This is a genomic window from Pseudomonas asuensis (genome assembly GCF_014646755.1).
GTDB lineage: Bacteria > Pseudomonadota > Gammaproteobacteria > Pseudomonadales > Pseudomonadaceae > Chryseomonas > Chryseomonas asuensis.
Genome location: NZ_BMNW01000006.1, coordinates 62,349 through 83,472 on the forward strand (window position 1 = coordinate 62,349; position 21,124 = coordinate 83,472).

Annotated in this window: 22 protein-coding genes and 1 pseudogene; 9 read left to right on the forward strand and 14 right to left on the reverse strand. The window is 53.4% G+C overall.

What is annotated here, in order from left to right; genetic code table 11:
• Positions 1-2 precede the first annotated feature (2 nt).
• The 3 genes from IEX86_RS14275 to IEX86_RS14285 all read right to left on the reverse strand — a co-directional run bounded on the left by IEX86_RS14275 (position 3) and on the right by IEX86_RS14285 (position 2,142).
• A complete protein-coding gene (locus tag IEX86_RS14275) occupies positions 3-785 on the reverse strand; it encodes a hypothetical protein (protein WP_188866806.1) in 783 nt (260 codons plus the stop codon).
• A 278-nt stretch (positions 786-1,063) separates the two neighbouring features.
• A complete protein-coding gene (locus IEX86_RS14280; protein WP_188866807.1) occupies positions 1,064-1,300 on the reverse strand; it encodes a hypothetical protein in 237 nt (78 codons plus the stop codon).
• Positions 1,301-1,365: 65 nt separating this feature from the next.
• Complete coding sequence (locus tag IEX86_RS14285; protein ID WP_188867025.1) at positions 1,366-2,142, reverse strand: helix-turn-helix transcriptional regulator; 777 nt, start codon at positions 2,140-2,142, stop codon at positions 1,366-1,368.
• A gap of 108 nt (positions 2,143-2,250) precedes the next feature.
• On the opposite strand from IEX86_RS14285, the gene IEX86_RS14290 reads away from it, so the two are divergent.
• Positions 2,251-3,063 (forward strand): carbon-nitrogen hydrolase family protein, encoded by an 813-nt coding sequence (locus tag IEX86_RS14290; RefSeq protein WP_188866808.1) that lies wholly within the window; start codon positions 2,251-2,253, stop codon positions 3,061-3,063.
• 102 nt (positions 3,064-3,165) lie between these two features.
• Positions 3,166-4,488: an APC family permease gene (locus IEX86_RS14295; protein WP_188866809.1), complete on the forward strand. Its 1,323-nt coding sequence runs from the start codon at positions 3,166-3,168 to the stop codon at positions 4,486-4,488.
• A 90-nt stretch (positions 4,489-4,578) separates the two neighbouring features.
• Here IEX86_RS14295 and IEX86_RS14300 read toward each other — a convergent pair whose 3' ends face one another.
• From IEX86_RS14300 to IEX86_RS14330, 7 genes and pseudogenes are all read right to left on the reverse strand, one after another.
• Entirely contained in the window at positions 4,579-4,998 is a 420-nt protein-coding gene (locus IEX86_RS14300) for an SRPBCC family protein (protein WP_188866810.1), read from the reverse strand.
• A 111-nt stretch (positions 4,999-5,109) separates the two neighbouring features.
• Positions 5,110-5,250: pseudogene (gene dkgB / locus IEX86_RS14305) on the reverse strand (2,5-didehydrogluconate reductase DkgB); the annotation flags it as partial.
• Between the two features lie 258 nt (positions 5,251-5,508).
• A complete protein-coding gene (locus tag IEX86_RS14310; protein ID WP_188866811.1) occupies positions 5,509-6,894 on the reverse strand; it encodes an MFS transporter in 1,386 nt (461 codons plus the stop codon).
• 367 nt (positions 6,895-7,261) lie between these two features.
• Positions 7,262-7,534 (reverse strand): DUF2790 domain-containing protein, encoded by a 273-nt coding sequence (locus tag IEX86_RS14315; protein ID WP_188866812.1) that lies wholly within the window; start codon positions 7,532-7,534, stop codon positions 7,262-7,264.
• 250 nt (positions 7,535-7,784) lie between these two features.
• The gene (locus tag IEX86_RS14320; RefSeq protein WP_188866813.1) at positions 7,785-8,585 is read right to left on the reverse strand and encodes a sulfite exporter TauE/SafE family protein; all 801 of its coding nucleotides are present in this window, start codon (positions 8,583-8,585) and stop codon (positions 7,785-7,787) included.
• Positions 8,586-8,604: 19 nt separating this feature from the next.
• Entirely contained in the window at positions 8,605-10,164 is a 1,560-nt protein-coding gene (locus IEX86_RS14325) for a bifunctional protein tyrosine phosphatase family protein/NAD(P)/FAD-dependent oxidoreductase (protein WP_188866814.1), read from the reverse strand.
• 81 nt (positions 10,165-10,245) lie between these two features.
• A complete protein-coding gene (locus IEX86_RS14330; protein ID WP_188866815.1) occupies positions 10,246-10,581 on the reverse strand; it encodes an ArsR/SmtB family transcription factor in 336 nt (111 codons plus the stop codon).
• A gap of 96 nt (positions 10,582-10,677) precedes the next feature.
• Between IEX86_RS14330 and IEX86_RS14335 the strand changes: the two genes are divergently transcribed.
• On the forward strand, positions 10,678-11,541 hold the full coding sequence (locus IEX86_RS14335; RefSeq protein ID WP_188866816.1) for an MBL fold metallo-hydrolase: 864 nt from the start codon (positions 10,678-10,680) through the stop codon (positions 11,539-11,541).
• Between the two features lie 9 nt (positions 11,542-11,550).
• Here the strand turns inward: IEX86_RS14335 and IEX86_RS14340 are convergent, their stop codons facing one another.
• From IEX86_RS14340 to IEX86_RS14355, 4 genes are all read right to left on the reverse strand, one after another.
• Complete coding sequence (locus IEX86_RS14340) at positions 11,551-11,859, reverse strand: hypothetical protein (RefSeq protein WP_188866817.1); 309 nt, start codon at positions 11,857-11,859, stop codon at positions 11,551-11,553.
• Between the two features lie 145 nt (positions 11,860-12,004).
• Positions 12,005-12,346, reverse strand: a complete 342-nt coding sequence (locus tag IEX86_RS14345; protein WP_188866818.1) for a hypothetical protein — start codon at positions 12,344-12,346, stop codon at positions 12,005-12,007.
• A gap of 401 nt (positions 12,347-12,747) precedes the next feature.
• Entirely contained in the window at positions 12,748-12,996 is a 249-nt protein-coding gene (locus tag IEX86_RS14350; RefSeq protein ID WP_188866819.1) for a hypothetical protein, read from the reverse strand.
• Between the two features lie 791 nt (positions 12,997-13,787).
• Positions 13,788-13,937, reverse strand: a complete 150-nt coding sequence (locus IEX86_RS14355) for a hypothetical protein (RefSeq protein WP_188866820.1) — start codon at positions 13,935-13,937, stop codon at positions 13,788-13,790.
• Between the two features lie 297 nt (positions 13,938-14,234).
• Between IEX86_RS14355 and IEX86_RS14360 the strand changes: the two genes are divergently transcribed.
• The 6 genes from IEX86_RS14360 (at position 14,235) to IEX86_RS14385 (ending at position 21,122) form a co-directional block, all read left to right on the forward strand.
• On the forward strand, positions 14,235-14,426 hold the full coding sequence (locus IEX86_RS14360) for a hypothetical protein (RefSeq protein ID WP_188866821.1): 192 nt from the start codon (positions 14,235-14,237) through the stop codon (positions 14,424-14,426).
• Between the two features lie 1,327 nt (positions 14,427-15,753).
• Complete coding sequence (locus IEX86_RS14365) at positions 15,754-18,552, forward strand: monovalent cation/H+ antiporter subunit A (RefSeq protein WP_188866822.1); 2,799 nt, start codon at positions 15,754-15,756, stop codon at positions 18,550-18,552.
• Positions 18,552-18,875 carry a Na+/H+ antiporter subunit C gene (locus tag IEX86_RS14370; RefSeq protein WP_188866823.1) on the forward strand — a complete coding sequence of 108 codons (324 nt, stop codon included), beginning with the start codon at positions 18,552-18,554 and terminating at the stop codon, positions 18,873-18,875. The genes IEX86_RS14365 and IEX86_RS14370 overlap by 1 nt, the downstream gene beginning before the upstream one ends.
• Positions 18,872-20,371 (forward strand): monovalent cation/H+ antiporter subunit D, encoded by a 1,500-nt coding sequence (locus tag IEX86_RS14375; RefSeq protein ID WP_188866824.1) that lies wholly within the window; start codon positions 18,872-18,874, stop codon positions 20,369-20,371. Before IEX86_RS14370 ends, IEX86_RS14375 begins: the two co-directional genes overlap by 4 nt.
• The gene (locus tag IEX86_RS14380; protein ID WP_188866825.1) at positions 20,371-20,859 is read left to right on the forward strand and encodes a Na+/H+ antiporter subunit E; all 489 of its coding nucleotides are present in this window, start codon (positions 20,371-20,373) and stop codon (positions 20,857-20,859) included. The genes IEX86_RS14375 and IEX86_RS14380 overlap by 1 nt, the downstream gene beginning before the upstream one ends.
• A complete protein-coding gene (locus tag IEX86_RS14385; protein WP_188866826.1) occupies positions 20,853-21,122 on the forward strand; it encodes a K+/H+ antiporter subunit F in 270 nt (89 codons plus the stop codon). The genes IEX86_RS14380 and IEX86_RS14385 overlap by 7 nt, the downstream gene beginning before the upstream one ends.
• The last annotated feature ends 2 nt before the right edge of the window (positions 21,123-21,124 follow it).

A 21,124-nucleotide genomic window follows, 5' to 3' on the forward strand; every position in this document is an offset into this window, starting at 1 on the left:
CCTCACGCTTCGGTTTTGTCGTAGAGTGGTTTCTTTTTCCACTGGCTGCCTTCAGGCTCAGGTGTCTTCTCCTCAAGAGGGGTAGCCTTGAGCTGCTGCTCGGCCTCGGTCTGTTTTGCAATCGTCTCTTCAGCCAGTTCCATGCCTTTCTCAAATGCTTCACGCTGGCTTTGAAAGGCGGTTTGGTCTGACTGATTGCGAATGTATTGCAGGCCGCGCTCATAAGCGCGCTTCGCCAGGCGAGGTTGGTCTGACTCAAGTGCTTGAGCGGCCATATTATCGAACATTTCAAGGTTGCTCTGTGTCAACCAGTGCCTGATCGATTTGAACCAATTGGAAGCATCGGCCTTGGTCAGAAGGCCATCCTGTACAGCACGATGGATTTGGCTGTTCAGTGTTTCGAGCTGAAAGTTCACGGCCTTGAAGGCGGCTTCGCTTGAGAGGGGGCACGGCTGATTGTCAATGGAAATTTCTATCCCGAGCTTCTCCTGTTCCTGCAGAAGGGACTCACGTTCCGTTAGTGCTTCGGTAGGCTTTTCTAAGCGGGCAATGCGTTGGATAAGGTTCAGCTCAAGTCTTATAAGAAGCTGTTTGAGTTCTGGAGTCATGAACTGCGCTGGAAAGCTTTCCGATAGTGTTCCAATACGGAAAATCCGATCATTCAAGTCTGCCCGCAGGCGAGCCTTATCCAACTGATAGCGGTCTGCAACCTGGTCCACATAGGCCATAAACATAAATAGCAGGATGCAGCTGACAAACATCAACGCCAGTGCTGAAGTAGACATGAATCGTTATACCTTCTGTTCGAGCAGGCCTTTCCAAGGCCCGAATACCTCTAATGAGAGTATGCACCTGGAAATTTTAACCGGGTGCAAGGCCTTTCTGGCGTCTCATGCTTTACCAGTTGGAGGCTTTCATTAGACAGATATCGGTATGGCGTTGGGTTTCTTGAGGGAATAATTGAAAAAAGAAGTGGCGTGTATGATGCAGGCCAGAGCTGTTTGGCGTATCCGTGAATGAAACAGATCGAAGCCGGGAGGAACCAGCCGACCTCATGATCTTGTCAGTGCCGTCCTTGCTCGACCAGCAGCAGGTCTTCGACTTCAAGCGCATGGGCACAAGACGCAATATCCTTAAGCATTTCTAGAGTGCCGATTTCGGCCTTGGATTTGAACCAGTGGCGGTTTTCATCGATCAGCGAAACCCATGCAATGGGCATCTGCAGCAGCCTGGTAACCAGCTGGGTGACACGGTCGAGGGGCTGCTCGGCAGGCGTACCGAGGATATCAAGGCTACGCAAAAGCCGAAGTCTTGCCTCTTTATTACCTGCACGTTACCCCTGCAAACGGGCCGAAACGGTATCCTTCAATTAGCCTTGAAGAAAACAGCAAACAGCTCGGATTGTGACTTGATGTTGAGTTTTGTGTAGATGTGTTTTCGATGCACCTTGACTGTCTCTATGGAAATATCCAGCTTACGTGCAATCTCTTTTCCCGAGCAGCCGCTGAGCACCAGTCGTGCTACGTCCATCTCGCGACTTGTTAGTGGCATTTCACTGCGCTGACTGGTGGCTTCCAGCCGGTGCTGCCAGGTAGGTACAGCGGATGCCGCCACAAGCCCTTCCTCAAAGCGAAGCCGCTGGCGCATGAGCCCCCTAATCCAAGGCTGAATCAGGCTGAGCAAGGCTACCTGTGCGGGAGTAAAACGCTGTTGTGATCCAAGGGAAAGGCACAGGGTGCGGTCAGCATCGATCTGGCAGTTGATTTGAAGCTCATCGGCAACCACGTTTAATCGAAAGTACAAGCGATAATAGTCGGTTTGCTCAAAGCATTCGGGTGCGACGTCGTCGAGCCGAACCAGGCCGTCCTGGCCGTTTTCGCGCGAGGCGATATAAAACGGGTCCAATAGATACACACCGTTTATGTAGTCTTGAAACAAAGGGTCTGGCCTGCCATCACTCGTCGGGCTTTCTGCTAGTACAACGGGCCTGTCAGCACTGAAGAGCAATGCTACCCAGCTATCGAACGGTAGATAGTGCTCCAGTAACCTGACCAGCCTGACCCAGAAGTTGGGTGCATCAAGGGAATCGATCAACTGGCCAACCGATTGATGCCAGGCGATATCCTGTAACTCCATACTTATATCTACCTCAAAAGGGTTAACCCACCGGCGTGATTACATTGCCGGCTAGTGGACAACATACTGCCAAATCGAGGTAATCGATACGGCTGATGCATCAAAGGAGCATTCATGAAGATCGAACTGGCCCAGGTCGCTGGCCGCGACGGCGACAAGGCCTATAACCTGCAAACAGCACTGAGTGCTATTGATGCCTGTGCACCGGATACCCAGTTGATTGTGTTCCCAGAAACGCATCTGAGCGGTTTTCCTACGATTGCCAATGTAGCGGATGTAGCGGAACCCCTTGACGGTCCTTTGGTTTCCCAGATTCGCCAGGCCGCACGTACCAAACAGGTTTCTGTGGCTATTGGTTTTGCTGAGGCAGATGGCGGACGTTATTACAACACTACGCTTCTGATTACCCCTGATGAGATTGCGCTGCGTTACCGGAAGACGCATTTGTGGTCCTCGGATCAGGGTGTGCTGTTGCCTGGCGACCGCTTTGCGACCTGTCTGTGGAATGGTGTTCGGGTTGGCCTACTGATCTGCTATGACATTGAATTTCCCGAGACAGCCCGCGCACTGGCGCAGCTGGGTGCGCAGCTCATTATCGTGACCAACGGAAACATGGACCCGTATGGCCCGGTGCATAGGGCATCAATCATGGCTCGCGCAATCGAAAACCAGGCGTTTGCCGTGATGGTGAACCGCGTGGGTGAAGGCGATGGTGACCTGACCTTTGCAGGAGGCAGTGCGGTAGTCGATCCCTTTGGAAACATGCTGGTCGAGGCCGGTCGGGAAGAGGCGCACCTGAGCGCATCGCTGGACCTGAGCCAGCTTCAGGCGGTGCGCAAGGATTATCGGTATCTCGATGACCGTCGCCTGAATTTGCCGGGGGAGCTGGTCGAGCAACCGGGAGGGATTCGCGAACTTATTATCTAGGCCAAAAAACACATAACAACAATTGTCTTTTTGCTGATTCAGCACTGCCACAACACCCGACCGCGTAAGCGCGGTACCAACAATCACTATACGGAGTTGTTCATGGCCCATCTGCAACGCACCCTTTCGTTAGGGGCGGTGATGCTGTTCGGCATCGCCTACATGACGCCCATCATTGTGCTCGGCACTTTCGGGATTCTTGCCCAGAGCACAGGTGGGCATGTGCCTTCCGCCTACCTGGTAGCGCTGGTTGCCATGTTGTTTACCGCCATCAGTTATGGCCGCATGGCGGCGGCGTTTCCGGTTTCAGGTTCCGCGTATACCTATGTACGCAAGGCTATAAGCCCCAAGCTGGGCTTTATCGCCGGCTGGGCGGTTCTTCTGGACTACCTGTTTCTGCCTATGGCGATCTGGCTGATTGGAGCTGCCTATTTGAGCTCTGCATTTCCCGCTATCCCGCAAGCGGTGTGGGTACTGGGCTTCATCGCACTTACGACGGTGATCAACGTAGTGGGGCTCAAGCTCGCCAGTACGATTAATATAGCCTTGATGCTGGTTCAGTTTCTGGTACTGGCCGCTTTCGTAGCGCTTTGCGTTCATTATGTGCAGGGCTCTGGCGAGCCGTTGTTCACGCTGGCGCCCTTTACGGACGGTCATCTGCAGTGGCCGCTTGTCATGAGCGGCGCGGCGATAGCCTGCTATTCGTTTCTTGGATTCGATGCCGTAAGTACCCTGACGGAGGAAACCCGAAATGCGGAGCGTACGATTCCCAAGGCAATTCTGCTAGTTACTCTAGTCGGCGGACTGGTGTTTATCCTGGCATCCTATTGGGTACAGCGGGTACACCCTGGCATGGCGTTCGCCAATGTCGATTCTGCAGCTTATGAGATTGCCCGGAACATTGGCGGCGACATTTTCGTTTCGCTCTTTCTGGTGGGGCTGATTGTGGGGCAGTTCACGTCTGGTATGGCTGCACAGGCCAGCGTCTCACGGCTACTGTTTGCCATGGGGCGGGACGGTGTGTTTCCTCAGTCGTTTTTCGGGCAGCTTTCAAGGCGCTTCGGTACGCCGGTCAACAATCTCGTTCTGTGTGGCGTTGTTGCGTTACTGGCATTGAAGCTGGATGTAGCGACATCGACCTCGTTCATCAACTTCGGCGCGTTTCTGGCGTTCAGCCTGGTGAACCTTGCGGTGATCTTTCATTTTTATCTTGGTGCGACTCAACGGGGTGTACGTGAGGTCCTATTGTTTCTGATCTGCCCGTTGCTGGGGCTCAGCGCAGATCTCTATCTCATGATCAGCCTGGACTCGATGGCCGTTCTCTTAGGGTTGAGCTGGCTGGCACTCGGAGTTATCTACCTGGGCAAGCTCACACACGGGTTTCGTACTCAACCACCGGAAATGCAGTTCAGCGAAGCGGAATAGTGGACGGTTTGGAGCTATCACGGCAGGCCTGGAAGGGCCGCCGTGAGGGTGCAAAAGCAGACGTATTATTGCTTCTATATTTTCGAACGGTTACCGAGCCTCGATTGCCTGCTTGAGTGCTGCCAGCCCATCTTTGTAAAACTGAGTAAACAAGGTTTCAGCCTCCGTCTGGCTGATATGGGTAGCGGTAAAGGTACAGAACCATTCTATCTTGGCGCTCTTGCCAGAGACATCCGCCAGTACACGCAGCGTAGAGTCGTAATCCTTGATGGGAGCAGGTCCTTCGATGATGGTGTACCGGTAGCTTTTTTCAGCCTCGTTAAAGCTCAACAGCCGCTCGATGATGACGTTACCTTCGATATCTTTCAGATGCCGGACCCGGCCACCTTCGCTCAGCTGACTTTCAACTACAAATGGGAGCCAGTCAGGCAACGAGCCAAAGCCTCCCATAAGTTGCCATATCTGATTGGCATCTACATCGATCTCAATCGAAGCATAGGCATTGGTCACAGCAATTCTCCTCACATGAACGAAACAGGGCAGGCCAGCATATAGCCTTATAATAGGTTAGCGACGGTACTCGAAGAATACCGTACGTTACGGTCATGCAGATGATTAATTCTAGGCAGGGGCAAGCCCTTCAGGGCTTACCTCGCGAGCACTACGTTCAAATAAAGCGATGTTTGCCATGTCCTCCTGAGCCAGATGCAGCTCCTGCGCTAACAGGTTGCTGGCCAGATTCTCGCGCTTGGTCGAGGACGGTCTGTCCTGTGAGGCGGAAGGTACCAAGACCAAAGGAAGGAATACTCATAACGGGCTCTCCGAAAGGATTGAGGGACACAGCTGCGTCCCAGGCAAAAGGTTCGGAGCTCAGTGTGATCGGTTGAAATCACTTGAATAAGCCCTTAATCCTCAGAACACTTTTGATTTTCGGTCAAAGGTTGAGGTGGCAAAGATGCTTCTGTAACCAGGCGGGGCAGGATGTTGACCATCTGCCCCGGCGGGACCTTGAGCGATCGATTACAGAGGCGCTTCGCCTTTAAGCGCAGGCGGTTGATCACTGGGGTAGACGTGTTGCCCAACGGGCGTCGCGTTGTGTGAGGGCGTTTTGACGTTGAGAATCAGCAGAGCGGCCAGGACAGCCGGAATAGCCGCTAGCACAATGATGGTCTGGGCTGGCAAATGCAGGCCGAGCAGCAGGCTACCCAAGAGAGGTCCGAGGATCGAGCCAAAGCGGCCAATGCCCAGCGCCCAGCCTGCCCCAGTAGCGCGTACTTGCGCAGGGTAGAAATTGCTTGCGAAGGCATTCAGGGTCAGTTGACCGCCTATGGTGCAAAAGCCTGCAGCGAATACGAATACCAGCAGCAGGGCCTGATACTGGTGGGTCAACCCAAGCAGCACAGTAAACATTGCTGCGCCTGCCAGGATACAGCTCAGCAGACGAACCTTGCTGGCTACCCGATCCATGAAATATGCCAGGAGCATGGCACCCAACGTGCCAGCAAACAGAAACATTGACGTTGCGAGGTTTGCCGAGTTTCGCTGCATACCGCTTTCCTGAAGAAGAGAGGGCAACCAGCTGATCATGAAATAAAGCAGGATCAGACTGACAAAGAATGTTGCCCATAGAAACAGGGTAGGCCTTGCGTATCCGTTACGAAAGAGATCCACCACGGCAATGGCAGACGCAGGCTCCTGTTGAGTGTCAACAGCAGGGGCTGGCGGTTGCCAACCAGCAACCATACGGGACGTGACGGAGGTCAAACGGGCGTAGGGCGGGGCGTCTCTCAGCAGGCGAGGGAGCGATTCAGGTAACCGCATCAGGAGAAACGGGAAGAGCAGCAGCGGGGCGATACCTCCTATGACGAACACGGCATGCCAGCCGAAACGGTCCATGAATGCCACTGCCACGAAGCCACCCGCGGCGCCGCCAAACGAGAACCCGCAGGCGGCCAGAGTGACCATCAAAGTGCGTAGCCTGGGCGGTGAGTAGTCCGACATCAGTGCCATCGCGCTGGGCATGGCGCCGCCCATTCCAAGACCACACAAAAAGCGCAGTATCGTCAACCCTTGCAACGAATCGATATAGATGGTGATAAAGGTCAGGCCGGCATACAAGAGGACGCAGCTCATGAGCACTCGACGGATACCCAGGCGATCCGCAAGCGGTGTAACGAGCAGGGAACCAACGGTCAGGCCAATCAAGTTTGCACTGAATACAGGCCCAAAAGCCGATTTCTCCAGCCCCCATTCCTGAGCGATGGCTGGCACCACATAGCCCAGTAGCTGAGCGTCATAACCATCACTGATGAGCAAGAGTGCCAGCAGCACCAGTATCTGCCACTGATAGCGTGATACCGGATGTGAATCGAGAGCATCGCGAAAGCTGGTGATTTGGTTCTGCATTGCCAATACCTTTTGTTTTTATTTGTGCAGGCAAGAGGGGCGCGGGGATCGGCTAGTGGGCAAACGGGAAAGCAGCTCCGAAGAGCAAGTACAATGCCAGTAAAAATCGTAAACCGATTACGCGCTGAGTAATCTTTGGTGCGGCATGGAGGTCTGTCAAGTTGATCGTGCGGCGGTGTGTTTGAGAAGGAGCAGCGCCATGCCGTGCAGGTCGGCGCAAGGCAATTGAATAGAGAAGGCAGAGCTGCTTAGGGGTTCGCTTTATCAGAGAGAAAGGAAAGTGTCGCGCTCATTCGCCAGCAGATAGCTTTATCTATGCAGGTTTAACTTCAAAGCCCCGTGAAACCGGGGCTTTGTAACAGCTGTATCAACCATTGGTATTTTGCCGCTCAACACTTTCCAGGTACTGCAATTTGTGCAGGTTGCCTTGATGATCCTGATACACCATGGTGGCAGGTTCGGCATTGTTGAGATCATTCGTGTCGGTCTCTTCGATCGAAATGACCTTGGCAACATCAACCTTCATACCGTAGTGATACTCCTCAACCGGAATGTTGTCTTGTGCCGAACGAGAGTCTGCAGCAAACGCGCCGGTAGCAAAGGCGGAGACAAGCAGTGCAGTAGCGATGGTATATTTCATGATAATAACCTCTTCGATGGGATGATTGCTGTCGATGAGGCTATTGAACCGCACGTATCTACTATGCGTGAAATCGATCCTGGTTGTGCCTGCTATTGGTGTGAATGATAGTTGAGCCCAAGGGAAACGCTGTTGGCTTGAGACGGTAAGCTGCTGTGCTGAATGATCCGTCTACCCATACGTTAATAAGGTTTATTTGAAACCCTTGACCGAATGCTTTCGCACCAAAAAATGAGATTGGCGGAGGTACTTAGAAAATGGTCACGAACAGGTAGAGGCAGACGCCGAGGCACAGCAGTGCAAATGAGCGCTGCAAGAGATGGGCGGGCAGGTGCTTGCACAGCAGGCGGCCAGCCAGCATGCCGATCAGTGTAGCGCCGATGAAAAGCTCTGCCTGCAGGCTGAGTGTGACACCGTGGTAAAGCGCTCCACCAGCCGTACCCAGGGAAATCAATGCCACCATCATCAGTGAGGTCGCTACGATCCCTTGCATACGGATGTCACTGCATTGGCGCAGCGCCGGTACGATCAAAAAGCCACCACCTACGCCCAGCATGCCCGTCAGCAAGCCGGATAGGCTCCCGATAACTGATAGTGTGGCCGTACACTTACCATTCCAGTGCAGGCGCCCGGTTGCCGGGTCCAGCATGCAGTTCTTCTGAAGCGGGCTGTGGATGGTATAGGCCTGTTCCGTCGAGGGTCTGCTCTGCAATAGCATGCGCAGGGCCACAAATAGCATGATGGCGCAGAAGCACAGCATCAATGTACGGTTGGGCAGGTGATGGGCCAAGCGAACCCCCAGTGGCGAGAAGCAGAGGCCCAGCGCGGCCATGAGCAATGCGGCTCGGTATCGAACCAGCCCTTTTCGCAGGCCATCTATCGCACCTAATGCCGCTGCGGTGCCGATTGCCAGCAATGCAATGGGCGCAGCCTGGGGAAGGGCCCATCCCAGACCGAGTGTCAAGGCGGGGATGGCAAGGATGCCCCCACCTGCGCCTGTCAAACCCAGTACAATGCCAATACCGATGCCTAGAAAAGAGGCGAGCAGCACAGCGCAGACTCCTTTAGTGTTAGCCGCAACGTGTGAGCCACTCGCGGCCCTTGAGCATGCCATTCCAGTAGAAACGAGGCAGTACGGTCGCCTTGAGCAGCCAGGCGGATTTACGAGCGACCTTGGGGTCTAGAGGAAAGGTTGGCAGTAGCTTTCCGCCGTAGCCGAATTCGGCCAGGATTACCTTGCCCTTCTCAACGGTGAGCGGACAGGAACCGTATCCATCATATCGGCTCGGTAAAGGAAGGCCCTCGCGCAAGGCAAGTAAGTTCTCCGCTACGACCACAATCTGCTTGCGCGCCGCCGCGGCCGTCTTGGCATTGCTGGTTCCACATACATCACCCAGCGCAAAAATATTCGAATGACGAGGGTGTTGCAGGGTGGCGGGATCGACCTCAAGCCAGCCAGCTGCATCTGCTAGCGAGCTGCGGCGGATGACATCCGGTGCCTGCTGAGGGGGCACTACATGAAGCAGGTCGAACGGTTTGGCATGGCGGTTTATGCTGCCGTCGCTGCTGGTAACCTCGAACCAGGCGGTTTTACCGGGACCATCTACAGCAACCAGATTGGACTGGAATGCCAGTGATGCCTGATATTTCTCAACATAAGCCATTAGTGGTGGTACGAAGTCCGGTACACCAAACAGCGCTGCGCCCGCCAGATTGAATTCGACCTGGATCTCGTTGAGTACCCCATGGCGAAGCCAGTGATCACAAGACAGGTACATGGCCTTTTGTGGCGCGCCAGCGCACTTGATCGGCATGCCCGGCTGGGTAAAAAGGGCCTTTCCACGCTTTAGGCTTTGTACCAGCTTCCAGGTATAAGGGGCCAGATCATAGCGGTAGTTGGAGGTTACTCCATGCTGCCCTAATGTATCCTCCAGCCCTTCAATACGCTCCCATGCCAATTGCAGACCAGGACAGACAATCAACTGCTGGTAGCCCAGTTGTTTGCCGTTACTGAGCAACACACTCTGGCGCTCCGGTGCAAAGGCGCTGACCGATGCCTGTATCCAGGTAACGCCTTCAGGAATGACACTGGCCATGGGGCGAACCGTATCCGCGGCCTCATAGGCGCCACCGCCTACCAGGGTCCAGGCAGGTTGATAGTAGTGGTGGTCGCTCGGCTCGACCACGGCAATCTTCAATTCAGGCGAGCGTCGTAGCAGACTCGCGGCAACGCCTATGCCCGCTGATCCGCCACCCATGATGACAATATCGTATTGGCTGCTCGCCGCTTCATTCTCGCAAGTCATTCGGTATAACTGGGTTGAGCGATTGCCGGTACGGCAAAACGCCAGAATTGGAGGGGGAAGGGTACTGAGCAAGGTGTGTAATTGCTGTGCCTGGCCCTGATGAAGCGTGCTGGGTATTACTGGGAGATAGACAAAATTCAATCCCAGTGCTTCGGCATGGCGTCGAAGGCTTTCGCTGGTGGGCTGCTCTGATCCACCTTCATGATCCGGTCGATTACAGATGATGCTGCGATAGCCTTGTTGGGCGATGTGGGGCAAGTCATCAGGGTGTAGCTGCCCGCAGGTCGCGAACATTTCATCGAGTCGGTTGATGGGCTGATCCATGGGCAACTCCAGACAGCGTAGGGAACAACAAAGGTCTATGGTTTTAACGGAGGCAGACCTGCAGTAAGCAGGAGCGCCTGCTTACTGCACGCCTTTTAGCGCCTGACCGCAGTACAGGCTGGATAATGTTTGCATAACAGACACGACCTCGAAGCTGGCCAGGGCATAGTAGATGTACTTGCCTTCGCGGCGCGTGTTGACCAGCCCTTCTTCACGCAGGACGCTCAACTGTTGCGAGAGCGTTGGTTGCCGGATGCCGGTCAGGTCTTCCAGCTCGCCAACATTGCGCTCACCTTGGGTTAGCTGGCAGAGCAGCAGGAGGCGATCTTCGTTGGCCAATGCCTTAAGCAGGTTGCAAGCCTTCGAGGCGGAGGCCCTGAGTAGGGCTACTTCAGTAGTGGAAAGCTGGGTGGCCATTGGTCCATTCCTCGTCGTGCGTCCAATCAGTCTATTTTCATACAATATATAATTCAATATATTGTAAAAAGGTAGATCGATGGCGAGGTAAAAGATATGACTCCTTTTGTACAGGCATTCTTCGATGTCGATACGGCTACCGTCAGCTATGTAGTATTTGAGGCAGATGGGTCCGAGTGTGCCGTCATTGACTCAGTGCTGAATTATGATTCAAAGGCTGGACGAACCAGCACTCAAGGGGCCGACCAAATCATTGCCTTTATCCAGGAGCATAGCCTCAAGGTACAGTGGCTGCTTGAAACCCATGCCCACGCTGACCATCTTTCGGCAGCGGCTTACCTGAAAAAGGCGCTAGGCGGACGGATTGCTATTGGTGCTTCCATTCGACAGGTGCAGGGGGTTTTTCGGGATGTCTTTAATCTGGAGCCTGAGTTTAGGCTGGACGGTTCCCAGTTTGATCATCTCTTCGAGTCTGATGAGGTGTTTTATATTGGCCGGTTGAAGGCGCGCGCGTTGCATGTGCCTGGGCATACCCCTGCCGATATGGCCTATCAGATCGAAGAGCATTCAGTATTTGCAGGCGATACATTATTCATGCCTGATGTGGGAACGGCGCGATGCGACTTTCCAGGTGGGAGTGCGCAGCAGCTCTACCGCTCCATCAAGCGAATACTGGCGCTACCGGCTGAGACAACCTTGTACCTGTGCCACGATTACCCGCCTGCTGGCAGAGACGTGTGTTGGAAGACTACTGTCGTCGAGCAAAAGGCCCGGAATATTCATGTTCATGATGGCATTACCGAGGAGGCTTTTGTTGAAATGCGCAGCCGTCGGGATGCGACGCTTGCAATGCCTACGCTTATCCTGCCGTCAATCCAGATCAATATTCGGGCAGGGCAGATGCCGCCTGCAGATGAAGCAGGAGCGACCTTCCTAAAAATCCCAATCAATCGTTTTTAGGGCAGTAGGTTATTCCGCTTCCCAGAAGGACGGGCAGTTCAACTGCAATGCCCGAGCTTTGGCGCCGTGCATGGCTCCTTCAAACTCTTCACGTGTGGCTTTCTGGTCGGTCTTGGCATACGTCCAGGTTGCCAGCGCGACGTAGCAGCTGGAATAGAGTTCGGCCAGGGAGCGGCACTCCGACTGCCGGCCGGATTGATCAAGTGGTATGGCACGCTCTTGCAGGGAGACTTCAACAGGCGTTAGAGGGCGGCTTTGGCATCCGCTCAAGGCGAACGCTGCCGTGAGCATAAACCCAGTGATGAGGCGATACGTCATTTTGTCTATTCGCAACGAGAGGATGCCACAGGTTATCGTCCGGGACGAGTCTATAGACCTATCATCGCCTGAGCCTGTTGGGTGAGTCATGAGCGCAGTGCGCCAAGGCAGGGCCGACCCCTGCCCTTGGCCGCTAGTAAAGCAATTAGAGCGTAATCTTCTTTTGCTGATTCTTGAAATGACGCCCACGGGGAAGACGACTGCCGTTTGCCAACTGGCCTTGCCACTCCTCAAACGCAACGCTGCGGGTGCGGTAGGTTACTACGGACTGCTCAACAGGCTGTGCTTTTGCAGCCGGTGCCTGGGTAGCCACATCCGCAACCCCCTGAACCTGAACTTGAGAGCCTGCATCGGCGCTAGCGGCTGCGTTATAGGCTGCCGAGCGCAGGCACGTCTTGCAGGTAACCTGATCGGGCTGAGCGGAGGCGTTAGCGCTGCTGCGGCCGCAAGCCACTTGATCAGTGCCGGTGGAGTAGTGCATTACCATGGTGTTACTTCCTTTCAGTACAAGCTAAAACAGTCGTCGCGTACACGTGCGACGAGGGTATTGCGGCAGGATTAAGAGGGCATAAGGGCAGCGTTTTGGGTACTGAGCTCAGTCTACCAAGACCCCAAACTTACCCTCAGCTTTCAAAATCCAAACAAAAAAAGGCGTAGTTTAACGGGTAGATGACATTTAGTCTGTTTTGGCAGCCACAAAAGACTTTAATTGTTCGTCGCTTGGTTAAGCATCAGAGTAATACCAGCCCATTTACTCTAGATAATGCTTATTCTCTAAGCCACGTGGATAGATCAAGGTAAGCAAAACAGGGACAGCCAAGAACAGGCAAGTGCACATAGCCTGGGGTTTGTTTGATAGAGCCGAGGGAAGCGGCTTACGGTTTGCGCTCACAAGAGCTGGTAGCTAACCGTCCAGTCACATGTAGGCGTCTCCACTGCCACAACCATGAGTTGATTGCGTCCTCTGCCGTCTGGCTTGCTGGAGGAGAAGAGGGTAGACAGGCGGTTCCCATAAACCGAACCCTTATCGAGCCGCCACGAGCGACCGTAGCTCTCAAAGCCTTTCAGGCATTCAAGTATCAGTGGGCCGGCAGGCTCCTTTAAAAGCTCATACGTATTGCTGATAAAGTGACTCATACTTCTACGGCTCCCTTCTAGATCAGTTCAATACGAACCTTTGTTCCATGGGCAATAGGCAGACCTTATTGCTAGACATGCTGAATTTGTGAAAATTTCGTGAAAATGTAAAGTCATTGCAGTGAGGCAGCACATAAGCCTACATTCGACGTACGAACAAGTCGGTCCTTTAGGCTCTGTACGAAACGTATCTGCACCCGGTGATGCTTCGTTAAAAATCGATTCGAAATGCTCATTTGCAACACGTAAACTCCGATTCCTTACCCATTTGTGCCTCGCCTGCCCTTCGCTTGAAGACTTTTCGTACAGAGCCTAATAGGGATCAGGCTTTCATTGGGGCGCATGAGTGCATCCAGATCAAGTCAGTGAATACCGACTTATCCAGAAGAACAGGGGAATAAATGCGTAGGCAGCATACCTCCCCCAATCTGGCCAACCTGATTCTGATAATCACCTTTGAAGAGGTTGCCTGGTAGGGACTCGCGTGTTCGCGTTTGAGCGGAACGCCAGTGTGCTCCTGCCTACTCTTGGATCAGCTGCCTTTGACTGCACAGATGATGTCACTGACAGGGCGCTACCAACGCTGACGGAATTGCGAGGGGGGTATGACAAATGTCCCTGTGAGCTTTCCAGCGCTACCTTTGCGGAATATGGCGGTTTAAGTGTTTTGGCCTGAGTATGCAAGGCATTGGAACTCAACGAGTACCCAAGCGGGTTTGAGCAGACGTAAAAGGAAAGTTAGGTGAAGAACGAACGCTAAGCATAAGATGACAACAGGCTTCAGGAGGGCTCTAAGTAAGCTCAAGTATGCCTTCACGAATCATCAATAAGGCAAGGCCTATTAACGCCAATCCTTCAAGTTGAAGCATGGGGTCCAGCGGATCGAATGCCAGGCAACCCGCGCCGCTCAGGCAAAGCAGTGCACCCAGAGCAAACAGCATTGCGGTTATCCTCCATGATCATTAGCGGACCTGTTTCTACTAGAGGTAAGGTGTCGATTTTAAATTCAACAACACTCTTCTTTCAGCATGCCATCAATCAAGTTCACTTAAGGCCTTGAGTATAGAAGGAGAGTGGCATAACCCGCGAGCAGTATCGCTGTTGCATAGATGTTTCTTCGAGCCCGAACGAAAGCTTTCTGCTGGCGGCCGCTATATCCCACGACAGTAGGCGGTGTAGGGTATGACTTAACTGAAAACGCTATAGTCATAGTGTCACGGGTTTATCAGGAGTAGGTCATGACGTTTGCGCGACTTTTTCGTAGCGCGGTGATCGTCGCGTTAATCCTCTATACGGTTCAAGGAATGCGCGAAAGTTTTAATCCTATGCAGTGGCCCTCTCGAGACGTCTTTGTCCTGCTAAGTGCATGGGGTATCTATCTGGCCATCCTGACAGGTGAGTCATGGCGGCGTAGGCGCCATCAGCGTTAGAGATGTGGGTAAAGTCGTAATTCTCTACAGGCGTATGCCTTCAAATGTAATTAGGTCGACAGACGGTATGTGGCTTGGGTGAACTTATGAAGGCAATTTGACACTTATATGCCAGCATTGTATGCCATCGTGCAATGCACCTTAATGGTCAAATAGCAAAACGCAGGTGATGTGATGCTGGCGCGAGTAGTAGCTCTTTTGGTGAGCATGACTGCAGGTTTGATTATAGCGGACTGGCTAGGACTGATAAACAGGGTGTCGGCGCTCACGCTTTCTGGAACTATTAGCGTTGTGGCAGTTCTTTTTGCGTTGACGATTTCAGCGCTCTATATCTATACCCGCCTGGACTGATCTCGTCTGTCGGGCGACCCGGGCTGCTAATGAGTAGCTATCTGCCTGAATAAACCAATCTGCAGATAGCACAAAGGGAGCCTAAGCTCCCTCTCAATCATGCTGCACGATGCCTTTTGTTTTTCTTGTATGGCCCGGAAGCAACCCCTGGATGCCTCGGATGCATTATGTTGTCTTCAGTGAACGTATTACTTTAGACACTTCACAAGTTCTAAAATGATCCGTTCGCTTCGCCACATTCAATCTTGTTTTTATTGTTTTGAAGTGAGCTGTTTTTGTTTTTGTTATGCCAGAGATAAAGCAGATGGCATGCCAACTTATTAAAGTCGTTTAAAATCAATGCCTTATAGTTTTACGCTCTTCTAGTGTTCCTGTGGGGTCCTTGATTTCGTTACCCATTGACCCAACCCTGGCATTACCGCGTAACAATACTGTTACGTATAAGGTACAAGGACACTAGCAGGACTCAACGGCTGTACAGCCCTTTAAGTTGGTCTAGTGTCTTGTGGCTTCGTAAAGCAGCAGAAGGTTGTGTAAGCGTCTGCGATGCTCCACCGACGCCTATTTTTAAATAACTGACTTTGGCAAATGAGTGGCATTTGATACTCGCTAGGTCAGCAAGAGCTATCAGTCTGCTTCTGGTTCGAGCTTTTAATCTCAGACTGTAATGACTCATTACTGAGCCCGCTCAGGGCTTACACCTCTTTTAAGCCGACTAGCACATCCGTGAACCACCCCTGCAAAGCAGGCCTGGGATGGAAGGCTTTGATGTAGTGGGCTCGTCAATCGTCTAAAGACGCTTTTAACGTCTTGTAATGAATCAGGTAGCTGCCTGAGTGCCACCATGCGGCGCACTAACGCGACGGTTGCTTGTCCCACCCCCTAATGAGCTCGTTGGAGTCGAGCCTGTATTTGTTATTAGGGGAGTGGTAAAGCAACTCATGATCGTTTTCATTGTGATGGGCAGGTGCGCCATATGATGCTGGCGCTAATTGTTGTGTTGCCACTGCTTGGCAGCGTGTTACCTGTGATGCTTGATCGTGGTGGGCGACGCTTACCTGCGGTTGCCGCCGCGATACCTGCCGCTATCGCGTTCTTCATCTTATTAAGCCTGCGCTCCAGGTTAGTCGATGGAGCAGCGATTACGATCTCTTACACATGGCTGGAGAACCTGGGCCTTAATCTCAGCTTACGCATGGATGGGTTGAGCTTTCTCTTCGCACTGTTGATCCTTGGTATTGGTCTTCTGGTCATTCTCTATGCGCGGTATTACCTATCATCTGAGGAGGCTATAGGCCGGTTCTACAGTTATCTGCTGTTGTTCATGGCGGCCATGCTGGGCGTTGTTCTTTCAGAAAACGTATTGCTGATGCTGGTGTTTTGGGAAGTCACAAGCCTGTCATCGTTTCTTCTGATTGGCTTTTGGTCCCATCGATCCGACTCGCGTCGCGGGGCGCGAATGGCCCTGACGATCACATCCGGCGGTGGGCTTGCCTTATTGGCTGGCATACTGCTGCTGGGGCATATTGCTGGCAGCTTCGAGCTGAGCCAAATCCTTGTTTCTGGCTCACGTATTGTCGAGCACCCGCTTTATCCGCTGATGTTGGTGCTGATTTTGTTGGGCGCCTTTACCAAGTCTGCACAGTTTCCCTTCCATTTCTGGCTTCCGCATGCGATGGCGGCACCAACCCCTGTCTCGGCCTATCTGCACTCGGCTACGATGGTAAAAGCGGGCATCTACCTCATGGCGCGTCTGTATCCTGCGATTTCAGGTACGGATGAGTGGTTCTACATTGTCAGTCTTACAGGTCTGACTACGCTACTGCTTGGGTCTGCCATGGCCTTTTTTCAGCAAGACCTCAAGGGGCTGCTGGCCTATTCCACTATCAGCCATCTGGGTCTGATTACGTTGCTGTTTGGGCTGGATACGGACATGAGTTCGGTCGCTGCCATCTTCCATACCATCAACCATGCAACCTTTAAGGCTTCGCTATTCATGGCGGCCGGGATTATCGATCACGAGACCGGCACGCGAGACCTGCGTCGGTTGGGCGGGCTTTACCGTTACATGCCGCATACGGCACTGCTTGCGATTGTGGCATCTCTCTCTATGGCAGGGGTACCGCTGCTCAATGGCTTCCTCAGTAAGGAGATGTTCTTGGGTGAGACCTTGCAGCAGGGGTTGCTCGGTCCGTTCAATTGGGTAATTCCAGTCGTATCTACGGTAGCCAATCTGCTCACCATGGCTTACTCGATACGCTTTATTCATCAGGCGTTTCTGGATAAGACGGCTGATCCTTCGGCGCTCCCTCATTATCCTCCCCATGAGCCGCCGTTCTGGATGCGTGCACCGGCCAATATTCTGGTGCTGTTGTGTGTGCTGGTGGGACTGATGCCTGAGCAAACCGTAGGCAGTCTGCTTGCCTTGGCGGCACGTGTGTCACTAGGTGGACCCTTACCTGAATATAGCCTGGCGCTATGGCATGGCTTCAACCTGCCCTTGGTAATGAGCCTGATCGCGTTAGGGGGTGGTTTGCTGCTGTATTTCGGGATGCGCCGCCCACTGTTTCGTTTGTACAACCGACTCCCGGATGCCGAGGCACGAGACGTTTTCGAGGGAGCGATGCAATGCCTTGTCCGCCTGACAGTTCTGTTTACCGAGCGTGTAGAAAACGGTTCGCTGCAACGTTACATGGCACTCATGTTGATAGGTGTACTGCTCGTAACCGGAAGCGCCTTATGGGATCTCAAGATACTGACCGGGCCGGTGGCGATGACTCCGCTTGACTCCATCACCTCAGCAGGGCTTGTGATTCTCATGGCAACGTCGATTTCGGTCGTACTATTCCACCGTCGACGATTACAGGCCATCATTTTCAGCAGTGTGGCCGGGCTAATGGTGTCATTGCTGTTTGCCCGTTTCTCAGCGCCAGATCTGGCATTGACCCAGCTCTCTGTTGAGGTGGTCACTACGGTATTGCTAGTGCTGGCACTATTTTTCCTACCCTGGCATACGCCGCGGGAGTCGTCTGCGCTGCGGCGTGGGCGAGACGGTCTGCTGGCGGTAGGGTGTGGTGGACTGGTCTCTCTACTGGCCTATGCCGTGCTGACACGTCCTTACGAAAGCATTGCGCAGTTTTTTCTGGATAAAAGTGTATCGGACGCCGGTGGCAGTAATGTCGTGAACGTGATTCTGGTGGACTTTCGTGGCTTCGATACGTTAGGAGAGATCAGCGTGTTGGCCATTACTGGTATCGCTGTGTACGCCATGCTGGATGGCATTACGCCAAAACTGCCCGAAAGAGGGCTTGGTGGCTATCCCTGGATACGTGACCGGCACCCGTTAATGCTGAAAGTCATGGCCAAACTTCTTTTACCGCTGGCGCTGTTGGTCTCTGTCTTTATTTTCCTGCGCGGGCATCAGCTCCCTGGCGGCGGTTTTATAGCCGGCTTGATCACAACGGCAGCGCTGATATTGCAATACATTGCCAGCGGGTTACGTTGGACGACGGCACGCTTACCCCTTGATTATCGCCGCATGGCGGGTATCGGTATTTTGCTGGCTGGTGCGACAGGGCTTGTGGCCTGGTTGTTTGGCAAGCCCTTCCTTACCTCCGGCTTTACGCATCTGCATATCCCGGTAATAGGCGATGTGGAACTGGCCAGCGCAGCGTTGTTTGATCTTGGCGTTTACCTGACCGTTGTGGGTTCCTCTTTACTCACCCTGGCTCACCTGGCCTCAAGCGGTCGACCGCAAGAAGAGGGGGCCTCCTGATGGAATTACTATTTGCCATAACGTTGGGCGTGCTGACGGCAAGCGGCGTTTACTTGATGCTGCGCGGACGTACCTTTCCGGTTGTGCTGGGAATGACGCTGGTTACCTATGCCGTGAATCTTTTTCTTTTTGCCATGGGGCGCTTGTCTACCGGAGGTGCACCTATCATTGGCCAAAGCCAGATGTATGCCGATCCGCTGCCACAGGCATTGGTACTGACTGCCATTGTCATCAGTTTTGCAATGACAGCGTTTGTGCTGGTGTTATCTATCCGTGCGGTGTGTGAGCTCGGAAACGATCACGTGGACGGGGAGGGACAATGAACCATGTGATCATCCTGCCGATTCTCCTGCCGCTGTTTAGCGGTGCGGCCTTGCTCTTGCTGAGCAGTATGACGTCGCAGAGCAAGCGGTACTTTTCAGCCCTAACCACTCTGTTACTCGTTCCACTGTCCGCGTGGCTGGTTAACACTGCCGCCCACGACGAGATCGTGACGTATACCCTTGGCAACTGGCCGGCGCCCTTTGGCATTCTGCTGGTCCTGGATCGATTAAGCGCCATTATGGTGCTGATCACATCTGTTCTGGCGAGCGCAGCCATGATGTATGCCTGTCAGGGCGATGATGCACGCGGGCCTAATTTTCATGCGCTGTTCCAGTTTCAAGTGGCTGGACTCAATGGTGCGTTTCTCACCGGCGACTTGTTCAATCTCTATGTGTTCTTCGAGATTTTGCTGATTGCCTCCTACGCGCTGTTATTGCACGGCGGTGGTAAGGAGCGCACCAGCGCAGGCCTGCATTACATACTGCTTAATCTTCTAGGCTCTTCGCTGTTTCTGGTAGCTGTAGGCGTGTTGTATGGACTGCTAGGCACCTTGAATATGGCGCATCTGTCTGTACGCATTGCGCAAGTAGGGCCGGACGATGCTCCACTTATTGCTGCCGCCGGGCTCTTGCTACTGTTGGTCTTTGCGCTCAAGGCCGCTTTGCTGCCGCTGTACTTCTGGCTGCCAAAAGCCTATGCCGGTGCGACGGCACCCGTAGCCGCCCTGTTCGCGGTGATGACAAAAGTAGGGGTGTACTCGATCCTGCGTATCTATGCGCTGCTGTTCGGCCCGGACGCGGGCTTACTGGCTCATCTTGCGCAGCCCTTGCTCTGGCCACTGGCACTGCTGACACTGGCCTTGGGCTCCATTGGTGCCCTGGCGGCACGCCAGCTTCAGGAATTGGTATCGTATCTTGTGCTGGTCTCAGTAGGCTTGTTATTGGCAGGCATATCGCTTGGACGTATTGAGTCTGTCTCTGCCTGTCTGTACTACCTGATTAATACCACGTGGATTACCGGGGGACTCTTCCTGCTTAGCGATATTATCGCCCGGCAGCGGGGAGAGACCGAGGCCCGGCTTGAGAAGGGGCCCGTTCTTCGCCAACCCATGCTCTTGGGCAGTCTGTTTTTTGTCGGGGCAGTATCCATGGCAGGCTTGCCGCCTTTTTCAGGCTTCTTTGGAAAGCTGCTGATCTTGAAATCGGCACCGCTAACAGAGGCACGCTGGCTATGGCCGGTATTGCTGATTTCCAGCTTGGGCCTTGTCATTGCATTAAGTCGAGCAGGAAGCACGGTATTTTGGCGGACATGTGAAGACAAAGCCGTTCAGGCAAAAGCCAATGGCTGGTGTCTTCTGGCAGTGGCTGTGCTGATGTCGGCCAGTGTCGTGCTGGTAGTGGTTGCGAAACCGCTGACGCTGTACCTTGATCAGGCCGCACAGCAAATCATGTCTCCAACGGCCTATGCCAGGGCTGTGTTACAGGAGGGCAGCTGATGAGCCGTCTATTTCCGCACCCGCTGCTAAGCGGAGTTCTCGTCATTCTTTGGCTCTTGCTGGTCAATAGTTTAAGCCTGGGCAGCTGGATCATGGGACTTTTCCTGGGTTGGGGTATTCCCCGGTTATGTACCCGGATGTGGTTCGAGAACGCTCGACCACGGCACGGCTGGACGACAGTAAGGTTGCTTTTAAGAGTTACTAAAGATGCGCTGATTGCCAATATCCAGGTAGCTGCGCTTGTACTGGGCCCTACACGGCGGCTCAAGCCTGCCTTCATTGAAGTGCCTGTAGATATCCGCGACGAATTGGGGCTTACATTACTCATGAGCATCATTTCGTTAACGCCCGGGACGGTATCGGCTGAGCTCAGTGAGGATCATTCCCGTATCCTGGTTCACGCACTTAGTGAGGAGAACCCTGAGCAACTGATCCACAGTATCAAGACGCGCTACGAGCAACCGCTGATGGAGATATTTCCATGCTGACCATCGTGATTCCCATCTGTCTGAGCTTGTGTTCTGTTGCGGTGCTACTGGCATTTATCCGTTTGGTACGAGGGCCACATCAGTCCGATCGTATCCTTGCCTTGGACACACTTAATATCAATGCAATTGCCCTGATCGTTCTGTTCGGGCTTTGGCTTGACTCAAACCTGTTTTTTGAAGCGGCGCTGATTATTGCGCTGATGGGGTTTATCAGCACGGTCGTACTGGCCAAGTTCATTACCCGTGGTGACATCATTGAGTAAGG

What these genes read in the sequence shown, in the direction of transcription:
- IEX86_RS14275 (WP_188866806.1), bottom strand. Translation starts at nt 785, where the DNA reads ATGTCTACTTCAGCACTGGCGTTGATGTTTGTCAGCTGCATCCTGCTA.
- IEX86_RS14290 (WP_188866808.1), top strand. Translation starts at nt 2,251, where the DNA reads ATGAAGATCGAACTGGCCCAGGTCGCTGGCCGCGACGGCGACAAGGCC.
- IEX86_RS14295 (WP_188866809.1), top strand. Translation starts at nt 3,166, where the DNA reads ATGGCCCATCTGCAACGCACCCTTTCGTTAGGGGCGGTGATGCTGTTC.
- IEX86_RS14310 (WP_188866811.1), bottom strand. Translation starts at nt 6,894, where the DNA reads ATGCAGAACCAAATCACCAGCTTTCGCGATGCTCTCGATTCACATCCG.
- IEX86_RS14315 (WP_188866812.1), bottom strand. Translation starts at nt 7,534, where the DNA reads ATGAAATATACCATCGCTACTGCACTGCTTGTCTCCGCCTTTGCTACC.
- IEX86_RS14325 (WP_188866814.1), bottom strand. Translation starts at nt 10,164, where the DNA reads ATGGATCAGCCCATCAACCGACTCGATGAAATGTTCGCGACCTGCGGG.
- IEX86_RS14330 (WP_188866815.1), bottom strand. Translation starts at nt 10,581, where the DNA reads ATGGCCACCCAGCTTTCCACTACTGAAGTAGCCCTACTCAGGGCCTCC.
- IEX86_RS14335 (WP_188866816.1), top strand. Translation starts at nt 10,678, where the DNA reads ATGACTCCTTTTGTACAGGCATTCTTCGATGTCGATACGGCTACCGTC.
- IEX86_RS14340 (WP_188866817.1), bottom strand. Translation starts at nt 11,859, where the DNA reads ATGACGTATCGCCTCATCACTGGGTTTATGCTCACGGCAGCGTTCGCC.
- IEX86_RS14345 (WP_188866818.1), bottom strand. Translation starts at nt 12,346, where the DNA reads ATGGTAATGCACTACTCCACCGGCACTGATCAAGTGGCTTGCGGCCGC.
- IEX86_RS14350 (WP_188866819.1), bottom strand. Translation starts at nt 12,996, where the DNA reads ATGAGTCACTTTATCAGCAATACGTATGAGCTTTTAAAGGAGCCTGCC.
- IEX86_RS14355 (WP_188866820.1), bottom strand. Translation starts at nt 13,937, where the DNA reads ATGCTGTTTGCTCTGGGTGCACTGCTTTGCCTGAGCGGCGCGGGTTGC.
- IEX86_RS14360 (WP_188866821.1), top strand. Translation starts at nt 14,235, where the DNA reads ATGACGTTTGCGCGACTTTTTCGTAGCGCGGTGATCGTCGCGTTAATC.
- IEX86_RS14365 (WP_188866822.1), top strand. Translation starts at nt 15,754, where the DNA reads ATGATGCTGGCGCTAATTGTTGTGTTGCCACTGCTTGGCAGCGTGTTA.
- IEX86_RS14370 (WP_188866823.1), top strand. Translation starts at nt 18,552, where the DNA reads ATGGAATTACTATTTGCCATAACGTTGGGCGTGCTGACGGCAAGCGGC.
- IEX86_RS14375 (WP_188866824.1), top strand. Translation starts at nt 18,872, where the DNA reads ATGAACCATGTGATCATCCTGCCGATTCTCCTGCCGCTGTTTAGCGGT.
- IEX86_RS14380 (WP_188866825.1), top strand. Translation starts at nt 20,371, where the DNA reads ATGAGCCGTCTATTTCCGCACCCGCTGCTAAGCGGAGTTCTCGTCATT.
- IEX86_RS14385 (WP_188866826.1), top strand. Translation starts at nt 20,853, where the DNA reads ATGCTGACCATCGTGATTCCCATCTGTCTGAGCTTGTGTTCTGTTGCG.